The sequence below is a fragment of the Erwinia sp. AC075 genome (genome assembly GCF_979253995.1).
Genome location: NZ_CEEDEU010000001.1, coordinates 351,667 through 366,925, shown reverse-complemented (window position 1 = coordinate 366,925; position 15,259 = coordinate 351,667). Strand labels below are relative to the sequence as shown.

General features: G+C 58.6%; 14 protein-coding genes. 5 read left to right on the top strand and 9 right to left on the bottom strand.

Annotated elements, in window-relative coordinates; genetic code table 11:
- Nucleotides 1-73: 73 nt before the first annotated feature.
- Together nrdB and yfaE are read left to right on the top strand one after the other, a co-directional pair.
- Nucleotides 74-1,204: a class Ia ribonucleoside-diphosphate reductase subunit beta gene (gene nrdB, locus AC0IXH_RS01840; protein WP_013203060.1), complete on the top strand. Its 1,131-nt coding sequence runs from the start codon at nucleotides 74-76 to the stop codon at nucleotides 1,202-1,204.
- Nucleotide 1,205: 1 nt separating this feature from the next.
- Complete coding sequence (yfaE, locus tag AC0IXH_RS01835; RefSeq protein ID WP_013203061.1) at nucleotides 1,206-1,466, top strand: class I ribonucleotide reductase maintenance protein YfaE; 261 nt, start codon at nucleotides 1,206-1,208, stop codon at nucleotides 1,464-1,466.
- 63 nt (nucleotides 1,467-1,529) lie between these two features.
- Here the strand turns inward: yfaE and AC0IXH_RS01830 are convergent, their stop codons facing one another.
- The gene (locus tag AC0IXH_RS01830) at nucleotides 1,530-2,726 is read right to left on the bottom strand and encodes a nicotinamide mononucleotide deamidase-related protein YfaY (RefSeq protein WP_471719856.1); all 1,197 of its coding nucleotides are present in this window, start codon (nucleotides 2,724-2,726) and stop codon (nucleotides 1,530-1,532) included.
- A gap of 220 nt (nucleotides 2,727-2,946) precedes the next feature.
- Here AC0IXH_RS01830 and AC0IXH_RS01825 point away from each other — a divergent pair, with 220 nt between their 5' ends.
- On the top strand, nucleotides 2,947-4,386 hold the full coding sequence (locus AC0IXH_RS01825) for a catalase (protein WP_471719855.1): 1,440 nt from the start codon (nucleotides 2,947-2,949) through the stop codon (nucleotides 4,384-4,386).
- Between the two features lie 15 nt (nucleotides 4,387-4,401).
- Here AC0IXH_RS01825 and menE read toward each other — a convergent pair whose 3' ends face one another.
- The 8 genes from menE to AC0IXH_RS01785 form a co-directional block, all read right to left on the bottom strand.
- Entirely contained in the window at nucleotides 4,402-5,775 is a 1,374-nt protein-coding gene (menE, locus tag AC0IXH_RS01820) for an o-succinylbenzoate--CoA ligase (protein ID WP_471719854.1), read from the bottom strand.
- Nucleotides 5,763-6,731, bottom strand: a complete 969-nt coding sequence (gene menC, locus AC0IXH_RS01815) for an o-succinylbenzoate synthase (protein WP_471719853.1) — start codon at nucleotides 6,729-6,731, stop codon at nucleotides 5,763-5,765. The genes menE and menC overlap by 13 nt, the downstream gene beginning before the upstream one ends.
- On the bottom strand, nucleotides 6,731-7,588 hold the full coding sequence (gene menB / locus AC0IXH_RS01810) for a 1,4-dihydroxy-2-naphthoyl-CoA synthase (protein WP_206403914.1): 858 nt from the start codon (nucleotides 7,586-7,588) through the stop codon (nucleotides 6,731-6,733). The genes menC and menB overlap by 1 nt, the downstream gene beginning before the upstream one ends.
- Entirely contained in the window at nucleotides 7,588-8,361 is a 774-nt protein-coding gene (menH, locus tag AC0IXH_RS01805; protein WP_346566514.1) for a 2-succinyl-6-hydroxy-2,4-cyclohexadiene-1-carboxylate synthase, read from the bottom strand. Before menH ends, menB begins: the two co-directional genes overlap by 1 nt.
- Entirely contained in the window at nucleotides 8,358-10,013 is a 1,656-nt protein-coding gene (gene menD / locus AC0IXH_RS01800) for a 2-succinyl-5-enolpyruvyl-6-hydroxy-3-cyclohexene-1-carboxylic-acid synthase (RefSeq protein ID WP_338574268.1), read from the bottom strand. The genes menH and menD overlap by 4 nt, the downstream gene beginning before the upstream one ends.
- 51 nt (nucleotides 10,014-10,064) lie before the next feature.
- The gene (locus AC0IXH_RS01795; protein ID WP_013203069.1) at nucleotides 10,065-11,357 is read right to left on the bottom strand and encodes an isochorismate synthase; all 1,293 of its coding nucleotides are present in this window, start codon (nucleotides 11,355-11,357) and stop codon (nucleotides 10,065-10,067) included.
- A gap of 150 nt (nucleotides 11,358-11,507) precedes the next feature.
- Nucleotides 11,508-11,819 carry a stress response protein ElaB gene (gene elaB, locus AC0IXH_RS01790; protein WP_013203070.1) on the bottom strand — a complete coding sequence of 104 codons (312 nt, stop codon included), beginning with the start codon at nucleotides 11,817-11,819 and terminating at the stop codon, nucleotides 11,508-11,510.
- Between the two features lie 111 nt (nucleotides 11,820-11,930).
- Nucleotides 11,931-12,356, bottom strand: a complete 426-nt coding sequence (locus AC0IXH_RS01785) for a VOC family protein (protein ID WP_346597920.1) — start codon at nucleotides 12,354-12,356, stop codon at nucleotides 11,931-11,933.
- Between the two features lie 117 nt (nucleotides 12,357-12,473).
- Between AC0IXH_RS01785 and AC0IXH_RS01780 the strand changes: the two genes are divergently transcribed.
- The gene (locus AC0IXH_RS01780) at nucleotides 12,474-13,367 is read left to right on the top strand and encodes a LysR family transcriptional regulator (protein WP_013203072.1); all 894 of its coding nucleotides are present in this window, start codon (nucleotides 12,474-12,476) and stop codon (nucleotides 13,365-13,367) included.
- A 205-nt stretch (nucleotides 13,368-13,572) separates the two neighbouring features.
- Nucleotides 13,573-15,228 (top strand): glucan biosynthesis protein D, encoded by a 1,656-nt coding sequence (locus AC0IXH_RS01775; protein ID WP_013203073.1) that lies wholly within the window; start codon nucleotides 13,573-13,575, stop codon nucleotides 15,226-15,228.
- Nucleotides 15,229-15,259: the final 31 nt, after the last annotated feature.

Below are 15,259 nucleotides of genomic sequence, written 5' to 3'. Positions count from 1 at the left end.
AGTTCAGACATCGCCCGCCACAATCATGTGTCAGGGCCGCGTAGCGCGGCCCGCTCTCACTGGATTACTATTCATGGCTTACACAACGTTCTCGCAAAACAAAAACAACCAGCTGGATGAACCGATGTTCTTCGGTCAGTCGGTTAACGTCGCCCGTTTCGACCAGCAGAAATATGACATCTTTGAAAAGCTGATCGAAAAGCAGCTGTCGTTCTTCTGGCGCCCGGAAGAAGTGGACGTCTCACGCGACCGCATCGATTATCAGGGTCTGCCAGACCATGAAAAACACATCTTCATCAGCAACCTGAAGTATCAGACGCTGCTGGATTCGATTCAGGGACGTAGCCCGAACGTGGCGCTGCTGCCGCTGATCTCGATCCCGGAGCTGGAAACCTGGATAGAAACCTGGGCGTTCTCGGAAACCATCCACTCGCGCTCTTACACCCACATTATCCGTAACATCGTCAACGATCCGGCGATTGTGTTCGACGATATCGTCACCAACGAGCAGATCCTGTCGCGCGCCAAAGATATCTCTGGCTACTACGACGATCTGATCGAGATGACCAGCTACTGGCATCTGCTGGGTGAAGGCACGCATCAGGTCAACGGCAAAAGCATCACCATTAACCTGCGCGCGCTGAAAAAGCAGCTGTATATCTGCCTGATGAGCGTCAACGCGCTGGAAGCGATCCGCTTCTACGTCAGCTTTGCCTGTTCATTCGCGTTCGCTGAGCGTGAGCTGATGGAAGGTAACGCCAAAATCATCAAGCTGATCGCCCGTGACGAAGCGCTGCACCTGACCGGCACGCAGCATATGCTGAATCTGCTGCGCAGCGGCGAAGACGATCCGGAGATGGCAGAGATTGCCCGTGAATCCCGCCAGGAGTGCTACGACCTGTTCGTGCTGGCCGCGCAGCAAGAGAAAGAGTGGGCAGAATACCTGTTCCGCGACGGCTCGATGATCGGCCTGAACAAAGACATCCTGTGCCAGTACATTGAGTACATCACCAACATCCGCATGCACGCAGTAGGTCTGGATCTGCCGTTCAAGACGCGTTCAAACCCAATCCCATGGATTAACTCCTGGCTGGTGTCTGACAACGTTCAGGTGGCACCGCAGGAAGTGGAAGTGAGCTCTTACCTTGTGGGTCAGATTGACTCCGAAGTGGGCGAAAACGACTTCGACGATTTCCAGCTGTAAGATGGCGGGTTCGATGATTATCCTGCGTGCTTCCGGCACGCAGCTGCATTGTAAGAATGAACACCCTTCGCTGCTGGATGCGCTTGAAGCGCATCAGGTCTGCGTGGAATATCAGTGCCGGGAAGGCTATTGCGGCTCCTGCCGTACCCGGCTACTGAAAGGCGAAGTGTGTTATACCGCGAAACCGCTGGCCTTCGTTCAGCATGACGAAATCCTGCCCTGCTGCTGTAAAGCCAACGGCGATATCGAACTGGAAATGTAGCGCGTTAAAGCCCGTTCTAATGCCTGATACAGGGGGCGATCATCCCGCCCCATCTGTCTTCATTCACCCTTTCAGCGTTTCCACCACATCAATCCAGCCGTGACCGGTCGACACTTCCATGCCGTTCATCCAGCGGCGCAGCATATTCAGCGCCATCATTGCCACCACATCCTGGCGGGATTTCAGCCCATGGCGGTTGACGTTAAACTTCACGCCCTGCGCCCAGCTGCCTTCCGGCGTATGCAGCGCAAACCCCAGCTTTTCATCCTGTAGCCCACCGACAATCAGCGACAGACTTGCTGCGGATTCGGCGGCCAGCTGTTTGCTGCGCTCAAGCAACGTCTGAAGAGATTCTTCGCGCGCGGGAAGCACGTTACCGGCCGCTAACGGCGCGTCGACCGACGCCATCTGCCACTGCAACAGTCCGGCGGTGAACTGCTCGCTGATGGCCAGCGTGTAGCCCTTCTCTTTCAGACGACGGGAAAGCTGTGCCGGCAGGCCTTCGAATCCTTCAAAGATCATGCTCTCGCCGGCGATTTCACGCACCTGCTGCCAGAAGGTTTCCATCTCCGGCAGTTTGGAGGCCGGACCGTTCAGCTTCAGCTCAATGATGGGCATCGACGCGCGATAACCCATCACCACGCCATCCGGGATCGGCAGCGGCTCGATTTCTTCTGCCAGGTCGCTCTCGCCACGGCCAAAGGTGGTCAGGCGCAGGCACACCGGCGGCTCGGGCAGCTCAAAGCGCGCTTTCAGGCGCGGCAAAATCTGTTCCTCGACCATCACCTTGTATTCGGACGGTACGCCAGGGGTGAAGAACATCCAGCAGCGGTTCAGCTGCATCGCGAAGCCACAGGCGGTGCCCACCGGATTATCCAGCATCTCGGCACCTTCGGGGATTTCGGCCTGCTTGCGGTTGCTGGCTGCCATTTTGCGGCCACGCCCGGCAAAGAAGGCTTCCATCTTCACCAGCCACTCTTCGTGCATCACCAGCTTGACGCCTGCCGCTTTGGCGGCGGCAACCGCGCTCAGGTCGTCACTGGTCGGCCCTAACCCACCGTTAACGATCAGCACATCGGCCACTTTGCTGCGCTCGATCAGCACGTTAACCAGCTCATCAAGATTGTCGCCATGGGTCTGGCGACTGGTCATCGGCAGGCCGTTCTCAAACAGTACGCCAGCCAGCCAGGCCGCATTGGTATCCACAATCTGACCGTGCAGGACTTCATCGCCAGTCGCGAGCATTTCCACTCTTATCATTTTTATCTCCAGTTCGGGCAGCGAACGTTAACTGTATGAACACACCCAGATAAACACAATGCTCTTTTCCAATAAGTTGTGTTTCAGAGATGGCAGCAATAGCCAGAGCCAGATTGTCGGGCAGCGGACGAACGGGGCACAATGGCGCTGATAATAGGAATAGCCGATTGATAACTGTTTTTTGATCTTTAAACTAACATTAACCAGAGAGAGACGCCCGATGAGCAAAAAAGGACTGACCACCGCTGCTGGCGCACCCGTCGCCCATAATAATAATTCGATGACCGCTGGCCGCCGTGGCCCAATGCTGTTACAGGATGTCTGGTTCTTAGAGAAGCTGGCGCATTTTGACCGCGAAGTGATCCCGGAACGCCGCATGCACGCCAAAGGGTCGGGCGCTTACGGCACCTTCACCGTCACCCAGGATATCACCGCCTTCAGCCGGGCAAAAATCTTCGCTGAAGTGGGCAAACAGACCGAGCTGTTTATGCGTTTTTCCACGGTGGCAGGTGAACGCGGTGGTGCCGATGCCGAACGCGATATTCGTGGCTTCTCGTTAAAGTTTTATACCGAAGAAGGCAACTGGGATTTGGTCGGTAACAACACGCCGGTGTTCTACTTACGCGACCCGATGAAATTCCCGGATCTGAACCATGTGGTGAAGCGCGATCCGCGCACCAACCTGCGTAACCCAACCTACAAATGGGACTTCTTCTCCCAGCTCCCTGAATCGCTGCATCAGCTGACCATCGACTTTAGCGACCGTGGCCTGCCGACCTCGTATCGTCATATTCACGGCTTTGGCAGCCATACCTACAGCTTTATTAACGACCAGCAGCAGCGCTTTTGGGTTAAATTCCATATGCGTTGCGAACAGGGTATTCAGAACCTGATGGATGACGAAGCGGCGTTGCTGATTGGCCAGGATCGGGAAAGCTCCCAGCGCGATCTGTTTGACGCGATTGAGCAAGGCAACTTCCCGCGCTGGAAATTCTTTGTGCAGATCATGCCGGAAGATGAAGCGTCGCAAACGCCTTACAATCCTTTCGACCTGACCAAAGTCTGGCCGCATGCCGATTATCCGCTGATTGAAGTGGGTGAATTTGAGCTGAACCGCAACCCGGATAACTACTTTGCCGAAGTGGAACAGGTTGCCATGAGCCCGGCCAACGTGGTGCCAGGCATTGGTTTCTCGCCAGACCGCATGTTGCAGGGCCGTCTGTTCTCCTACGGCGATGCGCACCGCTATCGTCTGGGCGTCAACCACCACCAGATCCCGGTGAATGCGCCCAAATGCCCGTTCCACAATTATCACCGCGATGGCGCGATGCGCGTTGATGGCAATAGCGGCAACGGCGCAACCTATGAGCCAAACAGCTTTAACGTCTTCCAGGAGCAGCCGGATTACAGCGAGCCACCGTTGTCACTGGAAGGCGCGGCGGATCACTGGAACCATCGCGAAGATGAAGACTATTTCACCCAGCCACGCGCTTTGTTTAATCTGATTGGGGAAGAAGAGCATCAGCGCATGTTTAAACGTATCGCCGGTGAGCTGATCCACATCCCTGAGTTTATCCAGCAGCGGCAGATTGCCCTGTTCCATCAGGTCGATCCGGCCTACGGCGCGGGCGTTGAGCAGGCGCTTAACGCGCTGAAGTAACCGGACAGGGGCGGCTTACTGCCGCCCTTTTTCCTGCTGAGCGACCCATTGCGTTAAGCGCTGACGGGAAAGCTTGATGCCGCCGCTATCCAGCTCGGGCAACGGATACCAGCTTACCGGACGCTGAAATCCGGCCAGCCGCCCTTTTGCCCATTCGGCTAATGCTGTCAACGGTAAATCCGCCGTCAGCGCCACCAGCGCCACAGGTCGCTGACCAAACTCCCGATCCTCGCGCGGCACGATAAACGCCTGGCTGACCGCCGGATGTGACATCAACAGTGACTCAATCTGCTCCGGCTGGATCCCCTCACCTGCCGAGAAAAACTGGTTATCCAGCCGTCCGGTTAATACCAGTTCACCCTGTTCAAGGTGCCCGCCATCTCTGCTGGCAAACCAGCCGTCCGCATCGGTTAAAGGCAACAGTTCGCCATCATGCCAGTAGCCACAGGCCAGCGCCGGTGATTTCAGCTGCACCTCGCCGTTTCTGATCCTGATCTGATGCCCTGCCAACGCCAGCCCTACGCCACTTCGCTTATCGGCCCGCTTTGCCGCCACCGTCGAGGCGGTTTCGGTCAGGCCGTAGCCACACCAGCAGGCAATGCCGCGCGCCTCTGCCTGTTGCGTTAAGCTCTGCGGGATTGCCGCGCCGCCCAGCAGCACATTGCGCAAACGGCCCGGAAGCTCTGGCTGTTGCAGCAGGCGCCAGAGCTGGGTCGGCACCAGCGAGGCAAAGGTGCAGTGTTCCAGCGCCTGGGGCAACGCGAGGCCATCCGCCAGCACCAGGCCCGCCCCGCGCCGTAGCCAGCGCCAGACAATGCCCTGGCCGGAAACATGAAACAGCGGCAAAGAGAGCAGCCAGCGGTCCTGCCGGGTAAAATTCATCGCGTCCACCACCCCTGCCGCGCTGGCAAGGTGCGCCGCAAAGGTATGCGCTGCCGCTTTAGGCTGCCCGCAGGAGCCGGAGGTTAAGGTGAGCGTGGCGATCAGCCGATCGTCCCATTGATGCCGTGGCGATCCGTTGGCAACGACCCACCGCAACGGGACCATGTCCGCCACAGGTTCACCGTCCAGCGACAGGGCGAAATCAGCGTTCAATGCAGTAAGAATCACCGCCAGTTGCGTCGCGGGGAGTTGAGGATTAAGCAGTATCACCCGCCCGCCACACTGCAGCAGGGCCAGATATGCCAGCAACGCTGGCTGGCTGTTACGCGCCCTCAGCACCACGCCACATCCGCTGCGGACGCCCTGCTGCATCAATCCAGTGGCAAGCTGGTCGATTTGCCTGGCCAGCTGCGACCAGCTGAGCGCGGCATCCTGAAGGATCAATGCGGGTTCATCAGGCTGAAGCTTTGCCCAGTGCCGCCACGGCCAGTCGCTTAATGCTGCCATATCAGCTCCAACGCGCCTGAAGCGATTAGCGGCAGTTCGCAGCCCGGCCAGCGGCGCACCAGCTGATGATGCATCAGATTCAAGGTATCCAGCCCCGGCGTGGTGCCGGGCGTTAACCCGTGTGCGATGCGTGCCAGCTGCGTCAGGCCGAGGCTCGACTCCAGAGACGAACCGATCACCACCGTTAATCCGGCCTGCTGTGCCTGTTGCGCTATCGCGCGCACTTTCTGCAGGCTGCCGAGCAGCGTGGGTTTAAGGATCACGGCGCTGACCTGCGCTTCTGCCCGTGGCTGGAAGCCGGCTTCGCGGGTGCTTTCATCCCAGGCGATGGCAATACCGGTTTCAGCGGCAAAACGCCTGGAATCCTGCCGATCGCGGCAGGGTTCTTCGAGGAAAGCGATACGGGAACGCAGCTGTTCAGGCACATAACGCGCGAAGGTCAGCGCTTTCTCCAGGCTCCAGCTACGGTTGGCATCCAGCCTTAACGTGAGCGCAGGCAGGGCTTCCAGCAGCAGATTAACCATCAAGCCGTCGCGTACCGCCTCGTACAGGCCAACCTTCATTTTCGCCAGCGGCTCGGCCTGTTGCTGCAGGCGCAGAAAGAGTTCGTCGGGATCGCCCACACACAGCAGCGCACTGTTAAAGTTGCCCTCCTCCGGCAGCTGACCGCCCAGTTCTGCCTGCGCACAGCTCAGACCGAACGCCACCGACGGCAAAGGACAGTCCGCCTGATTTTCGCCCCGACACCAGGCTGCCAGCCAGACCAGCGTGGCATGCCGGGCGTCATCGAGCGACTCGGTGCTGAACCCCGGCAGCGGCGAGATTTCGCCCCAGCCTTCGCGGCCCGCCTCCGTCAGCCTGACCAGCAAGCCTGAACGGGTTTTTAGCCGGCGGTCGCGCAGCACCACGCCGGCTTCCAGCGGAATTTCCCAGCCATACACCACCGCGCGGCGCATCAGGGATTGCGCTTAAATTGACTGAAGTCTGGCTGACGCTTCTGGTTGAACGCGTTGCGCCCTTCCTGCCCTTCTTCGGTCATATAAAACAGCATGGTGGCGTTACCGGCCAGCTCCTGCAACCCGGCCTGGCCATCGCAATCGGCATTCAGCGCCGCCTTCAGACAGCGCAGCGCCATCGGACTGTTTTGCAGCATTTCACGGCACCAGCGCACCGTTTCCTTTTCCAGATCGGCTAACGGCACCACGGTATTGATGAGACCCATCTCCAGCGCCTGCTGCGCATTGTACATCCGGCACAGGAACCAGATTTCGCGCGCCTTCTTCTGCCCGACAATGCGCGCCATATAGGCCGCGCCCCAGCCGCCGTCAAACGAACCGACCTTTGGTCCGGTCTGACCGAACCGGGCATTGTCCGCCGCAATAGTCAGATCGCAGAGCATATGCAGCACATGGCCGCCGCCCACCGCATAGCCCGCCACCATCGCCACTACCGGTTTGGGGCAGGTGCGGATTTGCCGCTGAAAATCCAGCACGTTCAGGTGATGCACGCCGGACTCATCCTGATAGCCGCCGTAGTTGCCGCGTACTTTCTGATCGCCACCGGCGCAGAAGGCCTCGTCTCCCTCACCGGTCAACACAATCACCCCAACCTGCTCGTCGTGTCGGGCATCATTCAGGGCGATCATCAGCTCTTTCACCGTCTGTGGCCGGAAGGCATTGCGTACTTCGGGGCGATTAAGGGTGATTTTGGCGATGCCATCCGTGGATTTGTGATAGCGAATATCGCTGAAAGGCTGCGCAGAGTCCTGCCACTCAACCGGGGCATAAAGCAGGTCGTCGTCGGGATAAATCATCAGTGCTCCTCAGAATGAAGCCGCTGTGCCAGCAGTCCGGCAAAGGCGACAGGATTTTCACGGTGAGCGTTATGGCCCGCCGCAGGAATCGGGGTACAGGGAAGTGAAGCCTGTTGGGCAAGCTGGCGGAATTTTTGGTCGCGCTCGCCGCAGAAATAGCTGAAGGGCCGCTGTAAATGACGCAGTTCGGCCAGTAAACAGGGCTGCTGAGAGAGTGAGGTTGCCTGCAGCATCGCGGCGATCGCTGCGGGGTGATTACCGCTACGCGCGGCGATCAGCGCGGCCCGTTGCTGCCCGGTGAGTCCGGCAAAAATGGGTTGGCGATACCAGGCATCAAGCGTTTGCGCTAACGGCAAAGTGCGAAAGTCTTCTGCCCAACGGGCATCCTGCGCCTGCCGCTGCTGCCGTTGTGCCGGGTCGTTCAGGCCAAAATGCGCCCCTTCAACCACCAGTCCCTGCAGCGCTGAACCGGCATGGCGGCAGGCGTGATACAGCGCTACCCGACCGCCCAGCGAATACCCTATCAGCCAGTAACGCCCGACGTGATAACGGCGCAGCGTCTGTTTAATGCTTTCGGAAAGCGATTCAAAGCCGCCGACCGGATGGGCCTGCGATCCTCCGTGCCCCGGCAGGTCGATCGCCAGCTGCGGCCAGTCCGCCAGCAGCGACTGCACCGGCTGCCAGTCTCTGGCGCTTCCCAGCAAACCGTGCAGCCAGACCAGCACCGGCCGATCGGGTCGACGCTTACCCTGCCAGCAGGCATGCAGGATCATCGACAGTCCCCCATCCCAGCAGCGGCCAGGGTCAGCGCGCCTTCGGCGCTATCCACCTGCAGTTCAATCAGCGTTGCCTGTCCTCGCCAGCCTTGTTCTATCGCCGCGATCAGTTCCTGGCCGTTAGCGGGCCGGTGAAAGTCGAGCCCAAACAGCTGCGCGGCGGCGGCAAAATCGACCTGCTGCGTCATTAAAAAGAAGCGCTCTCTTTCCGCTTCGGGCGTTGGCAGCAGCGAAAATATCTGGCCGCCCGCGTTGTTGATGACGATCAGCACCACCGGCGCGCTGGCCTGCCGCAACAGCGCCAGGCTGTTCAGGTCGTAAAGGGCCGAGATGTCTCCGACGATCGCCAGCAGCGGTTTTCTGCTGCCGCGCTGAACCCCGGCGGCGGTGGCCAGCAATCCGTCGATGCCGCTGGCGCCACGGTTGGCAAACACCGGATAGCCCGGCGGCAGCTGGGCAAAAGCATCCACCAGCCGGATAGTCAGGCTGTTACCGAGAAACAATACGCCCTGTTCGGGTAGCAAAGCGGCCAGGTTAGCTGCCAGCCCGGCTTCGCTAAACAACGGTGGGTGAAGGCTGGCGGACAGTGTCTTCACCCGATCGGCCAGCGCCGGGCACCAGGCCGACTGAGGCGACGCAGGATGCGCTGCCAGCCACTGGCGGATATTGGCCACGATGCGGCTGCCACGGTGATTCGCCGGATCGCGCCGCGGCGGCATGGCTTCAATCAGCCAGAACTGCTCAGGTTTCGCTGTCGCCAGCCAGCGGCATAACGCTTTACCGGTCAGGTGGCTGCCAAACTGCACCACAATTTGCGCCGCTGAAAGCCACTCAATTGCCTGCGGATGCTGCAACCAGATCTCCGCAGCAGGCAGCGGCTGACCGCAGTGGGACTGCACATCGGCAATCAGCGGCCAGCCCAACTCGCTGGCCCAGCGGGCCACGGCAATGCCCTCTTGCGGCGACATTTTCCCGGCAATCACCACGCCGCGCGCCTGACGCCAGCGCAACCATTCCGGCATTACGGGTGTCGCTCGGGCGGCGACCTGCTGTAACCAGGGAACGTCATCCTGCCACCAGTCACCCAACGCCTCCTGCCAGTGCTGATACGCCTCCGGATCGCCGCCATACAAAGGTTCCGCAAACGGGCAGTTAATCTGCACGGCACCACATTCCTGCTGGCCGAGCAGCGAGTCAATGGCAGATACCAGCCAGCTGGCGGCAATATCGGGCGTCGGACGGGGAAGGTTCAGGGAAACGGCGTGGCTGGCAAACAGCCCGGTTTGATCGATGGCCTGGTTGGCGCCGCAATCAAGTAATTCTGCGGGTCGGTCGGCGCTGAGGATAATCAGCCGCTCACCGGTCAGGCGGGCTTCAATAATGGCAGGATAGAGGTTGGCAACGGCAGTACCGGAGGTGACGATAATCGCCACCGGCTGGCCGGTCGATTTGGCCAGACCCAGCGCCAGATGCCCGAGACCGCGTTCATCAAAGTGGGTGTGGCAAATCAGTTTTTCCCGGCTGGCGGCCGCCAGCGTCAGCGGTGCAGAACGGGAACCTGGCGCGATGCAGACATGCTTAACCTGATGGCGTGAAACCGCTTCAAGGATCACGCCGGCCCAGCGGCGGTTGAAGGTACTGTGTGACATAGCCCACTCCTGACCAAAGCAGGCAGGCAGTATAAAAGAGCCACCGCGTCGTCATTTTGATTTGGGGCAGGATCCGCTCGCTATTTCCACGCCGAGCAGGCTTGCCAGGCCGGCAGCCTTCTGATTGATCTCCTGCCACTCAAGGCTGGCCTCTGAACCGGCCACGATCCCCGCCCCGGCATACAATCGCACGCTGTTGCCTGACACCTGCGCCGAACGCAGCGCCACCGCAAACTCACTTTCTGCTGCCGATAACCAGCCGACCGATCCGGCATACCAGCCGCGTGAAAACGGTTCGTGCTGGCGAATAAACTGCTGAGCGGGCTGGCGCGGCAATCCGGCGACCGCCGCGGTAGGCTGCAGCCGTTGCAGCAGCGCCATATCGTCCTGCTGATAAAGCTGCCCTTGAATCTCGCGCTTAAGATGCTGCACCTTACGCAGCCGCACAACGTGGGCCGGGGACACATCCAGACCCGACGTAATCGACTCCAGGCGCTGGCAGATATCTTCCACCACCAGGCCATTTTCCCGGCGGTTCTTTTCATCGTTTAACAGCGCGTCGCCCAGCTGCTGCGCCAGATGCGCGTCGCTGGCGTTCGCGCAGGTTCCGGCCAGCGCCTCCGTATTAAGCGCCAGCCCATGTCGATGGAAAAGCTGTTCGGGACTGGAGCCGACAAACGCCTGCTGCGGCGAGATCGCCAGCATAAAGTGATAGCAGTGGCGGTTGGCCTGACGGCTGGCATCAAGCAGTGCGGCCGCATTAACCGCCTGGGTGAAGTGTAAATCGGTGGCCCGCGCCAGCACCACCTTATCCAGATCGCCCTGACGAATCGCGGCAAGCGCCGCCGCAACCTGCTGCTGCCAGCCGCCAGAATCCGGAAAGTGTTGGCAGGCGCTCAGCCGTTGCGGAAGAGACTCAAAAGGGTGTGCCGGCAGCAGGCTAACGATCAGCCCGATCGCGGCCTGGGCATCTTCCCGCAGCACACCGTGCAGGAACACGCTGAGGGTGTTGCCCCGCAATAACACGCGTGGCAGGAACAGACAGCAATGCTGTAGCGCAAATTCATTGGATCCCACCAGACAGCCTTCGGCCGGCAGCGCGCGCAGAAGCTGACTGGCCTGCTGAAGCGTCTCTGCGCGCTGAACCTCGCCCAGCGCCATCAGCGTTTGCTCGCCGCCGCGGTGCTGCCAGTAAAACTTTGGCCATACGGGCTGCGCGTCCAGCCAGGCTAAGCCATCGGAAGGATCGGTGACCGTCGCCGACAGACGCAGAAAACCCGGTTGAGATGCGGTGACAGCGCGAAGCTGCTGTTGCAGGTTGTTTAAGGCGGAGGCAAATGACATTGGGCATTCCAGACACACTCACGTCAGGCCAGTGTACCCGCCGTGCCAACATCAATGTTTGATCTGGGCCAGGTGAGAGCAGGCCTGGCGGGCGGAAACAAAACGGGCGCCCCGAAGGACGCCCGCAACTTTTGCCTGGTGACGCAGACCTTAACGGCGCGCCAGCAGTAATCCTACAACCAGACCCAGGGTGGCACCAACGCCAATCCCCTGCCACGGTTTTTCATGCACGTATTCATCGGCACGATACACGGCTTGTTTCGCACGAACATAATAGGTGTCAGTTGCGTTGCTCACGCGGGACTTCACCTCGTTCAGCGACTTCTCAGCTTTCGCTTTCAGCTCGATGTATTTCTGGTCTGCCGGATCTCCGGAAGATTTAAGCACTTCTTCCAGCGTTTCACTCAACAGCGCCAGGTCGTCGTCCAGGCTGCTCTCTTCAGGTGCAATCGTTCTAGCCATAACATCTCCTTGTGCGAATAAGAATCTCAAATAACTATAGACAGTTTTCAGCAACCTGCTTGCTCAGACGACCAGGAATAGACTGATAATGTTGCCTTTAGTGGTAACGGGCTATTTCGCGAACATACTGCGGATGTCTTTGAACGCCTTGAACTCCAGCGCGTTACCACAGGGATCGAAGAAGAACATGGTGGCCTGTTCGCCCACCTGCCCTTTAAAGCGCACGTAGGGTTCAATCTCAAACTTCACCTGGAAGTCCTTCAGCCGCGCGGCCAGTTGCTCCCACTCTTCCCAGCTCAGCACCAGCCCGAAATGCGGCACCGGCACGCCGTGGCCGTCAACGTGGTTAGTGTGAACCGCCTCTGGCGCGGTCTTTTTCGGTGCCTGATGGATCACCAGCTGATGTCCATAGAAGTCAAAATCCACCCATTGTTCGCTGGAGCGTCCTTCAGCAAGATTGAATACGGTGCCGTAGAAATGGCGGGCAGCAGCAAGATCGTGAACAGGTATTGCCAGATGGAACGGGCTGAGGGCCATTGCAGTCTCCGGGGATCAGGAAAGGTCGTTGTGAACCCCCATTCTTCACGATAATATTTTTGGTGAAAAGCGAATATTATTACAACGATTCAACAATTATTTTGCTGAGTGAACACCATGATACGTGAACTGAAAACCTTTGTTGCGGTCAGCCAGTTTGGCACTTTCTCCGCCGCCGGCCAGCGTATTGGCCTGACGCAATCGGCGGTCAGCGCGCAAATGCGCACGCTGGAGGAAGCGCTGGGTATGCGGCTGTTTGACCGTTCCGGCCGCGCCGTGGCGTTAAATGCTGATGGCACGCGGGTGTTGCCGATGGCGGAAGAGATCCTGACGCTGTTTGCCCGCATGGCTCAGCCCGAAAATCTGGCCGAGTATCGCGGGTCGATTAAGATTGGGGCGATCGCGTCGGTGCAAACCGGCCTGCTGCCCGGCGTGCTGGTCAGCGTGCATCAACAGGCGCCCGCGCTGGAAACCAAACTGATCCCCGGCGTCTCCTCCAGCCTGCTCACCCAGGTGGACGCCGGCAATATCGATCTGGCGGTGATCATCAAACCCAGCTTCGCGCTGACCAAAGACCTGTACGCGGAAACGGTGCAGCGCGAGCCGTTTGTGCTGATCGCCCCAGCGGATGTGGCAGGCGATGATGTGGTTGAGCTGATCCGCCAGCATCCCTTTATCCGCTATGACCGCTCCTCTTTCGGCGGCCGGATGGTCAGCCAGTTCCTGCGCGAGCAGCGGCTCGATCCGCAGCTGGCGCTGGAGATTGATGAAATTGATGCCATCGTCAAAATGGTTGAGATGCAGTTGGGCGTTGCGCTGGTGCCGCTGGCAGGATTGTGGACAGATCGCCCGGCAAACGTCCGCATTCTGCCGCTTGGCGAGTTAACCTTCTATCGCGAACTGATTGTGGTGATGAGGCATGCTAATCGTCAGGCCCCGTTACATAAATTCTTTGTTGGCACGCTGATAAATCACGCCATTTCAAAACAGGAACCGTCTGATAAGGGCTGAAAAGCGCCGGCTATCAGCGGAAAACAGGGATTTTGTTAGATTTATCTGATAAATTTTTTGCTAACTGAATTTTTGATCTCACGGACTGTCCTACTTTGCTGTGATTTAGATCACGCATATGTCGACAAAGCTGCCCGTCAGCGACGGTGTGCAACACCACGACAGTCTCTACAAACTCCGTTCAGCAAAGGGAATGACTTCTGGCATGAATCGAAGAATGTTTATGAAAGCCTCAATGGCTTTCGCTACGGTAAGCGGCATGTCCGGCTTATCGACATTATTTGCACAGGCTGCCTGGGCTGATACCGATATCGCCGATGGCTCAGCGAAGAAATTTGATTTCGGCGTGCTTAAGCAAATGGCGGCTGACCTCGCGAAAAAACCTTACGGTGGCGCTCCGGCACCGCTGCCAGAAACCCTGGCAACCATGACCCCGCAGGCTTATAACGAAATTCAGTACGACGCCAACCACTCACTGTGGAATGACATTCCCAATCGTGAGCTTGACGTTCAGTTCTTCCACGTCGGCATGGGCTTCAAACGCCGCCTGCGGATGTTCTCTGTCGATGCGTCCAGCCGTGAAGCCCGTGAAATCCACTTCCGTCCGGAGTTGTTCAACTACAACAACGCCAAAGTGGATATGAAACAGCTGGAAGGTAAAACCGATTTGGGCTTTGCCGGTTTCAGAGCGTTTAAAAAACCCGAGCTGGCCAGCAAGGACATCGTTTCCTTCCTCGGCGCAAGCTACTTTCGTGCCGTTGATGAGACCTATCAGTACGGTCTTTCCGCGCGTGGCGTGGCGATCAACACCTTCGGCAGCCATGAAGAGTTCCCTGACTTCACCGCGTTCTGGTTTGAAACGCCGAAGGCAGATGACACCACCTTCACGGTTTATACCTTGCTGGATGGCGAAAGCTGCACCGGTGCATTCAAATTCATCGTCCACTGCGAAGATAAGCGCGTGGTGATGGAAGTGGAAAACCACCTGTATGCGCGTAAAGATATTGAACAGATGGGTATCGCGCCGATGACCACCATGTTCAGCTGCGGCAACAACGAACGCCGCATGTGCGACACCATCCACCCGCAAATCCATGACTCCGATCGCCTGGCGATGTGGACCGGTGTTGGCGAGTGGATCTGCCGCCCGCTGAACAACCCGCAGCGTCTGACCTACAACGCCTACAAGGATGAGAATCCGCGCGGCTTTGGTATGTTGCAGCTCAACCATGACTTCCAGGATTATCAGGATGTGATTGGTTGGTACAACAAGCGTCCAAGTCTGTGGGTTGAACCGGTTGGCAAATGGGGTAAAGGCGCCATTAACCTGATGGAAATCCCGACCACGGGCGAAACGCTGGATAACATTGTCTGCTTCTGGCGTCCTGAAGAGGCGATTAAGGCCGGCAGCGAACACAGCTTCAGCTACAAACTTTACTGGAGTGGTCTGCCACCGGTGCGCAGCGGCCTGTCCCGCGTGAACGCGACCCGTACCGGCATGGGCGGCTTCCCGGAAGGTTGGGCACCGGGCGAACACTATCCGGACGTCTGGGCACGTCGCTTCGCGGTCGACTTTGTCGGTGGCGATTTGAAAGCAGCCGCGCCGAAAGGCATCGAGCCGGTGATTACCACCACCTCAGGCACCATCAAACAGGTTGAAATCCTTTACGTGGAGCCTATCGACGGCTACCGTATTCTGTTTGACTGGTATCCGAACAGTGACTCGGTGGAGCCGGTGAATCTGCGCCTGTTCCTGCGCACCAAAGACGAGACGCTGAGTGAAACCTGGCTGTATCAGTATTTCCCGCCCGCACCCGACAAGCGTAAATATGTCGATGACCGCCAGATGACGGCAGGTTAACCGACAGCAAAAGGGCCGCTTAGCGGCCCTT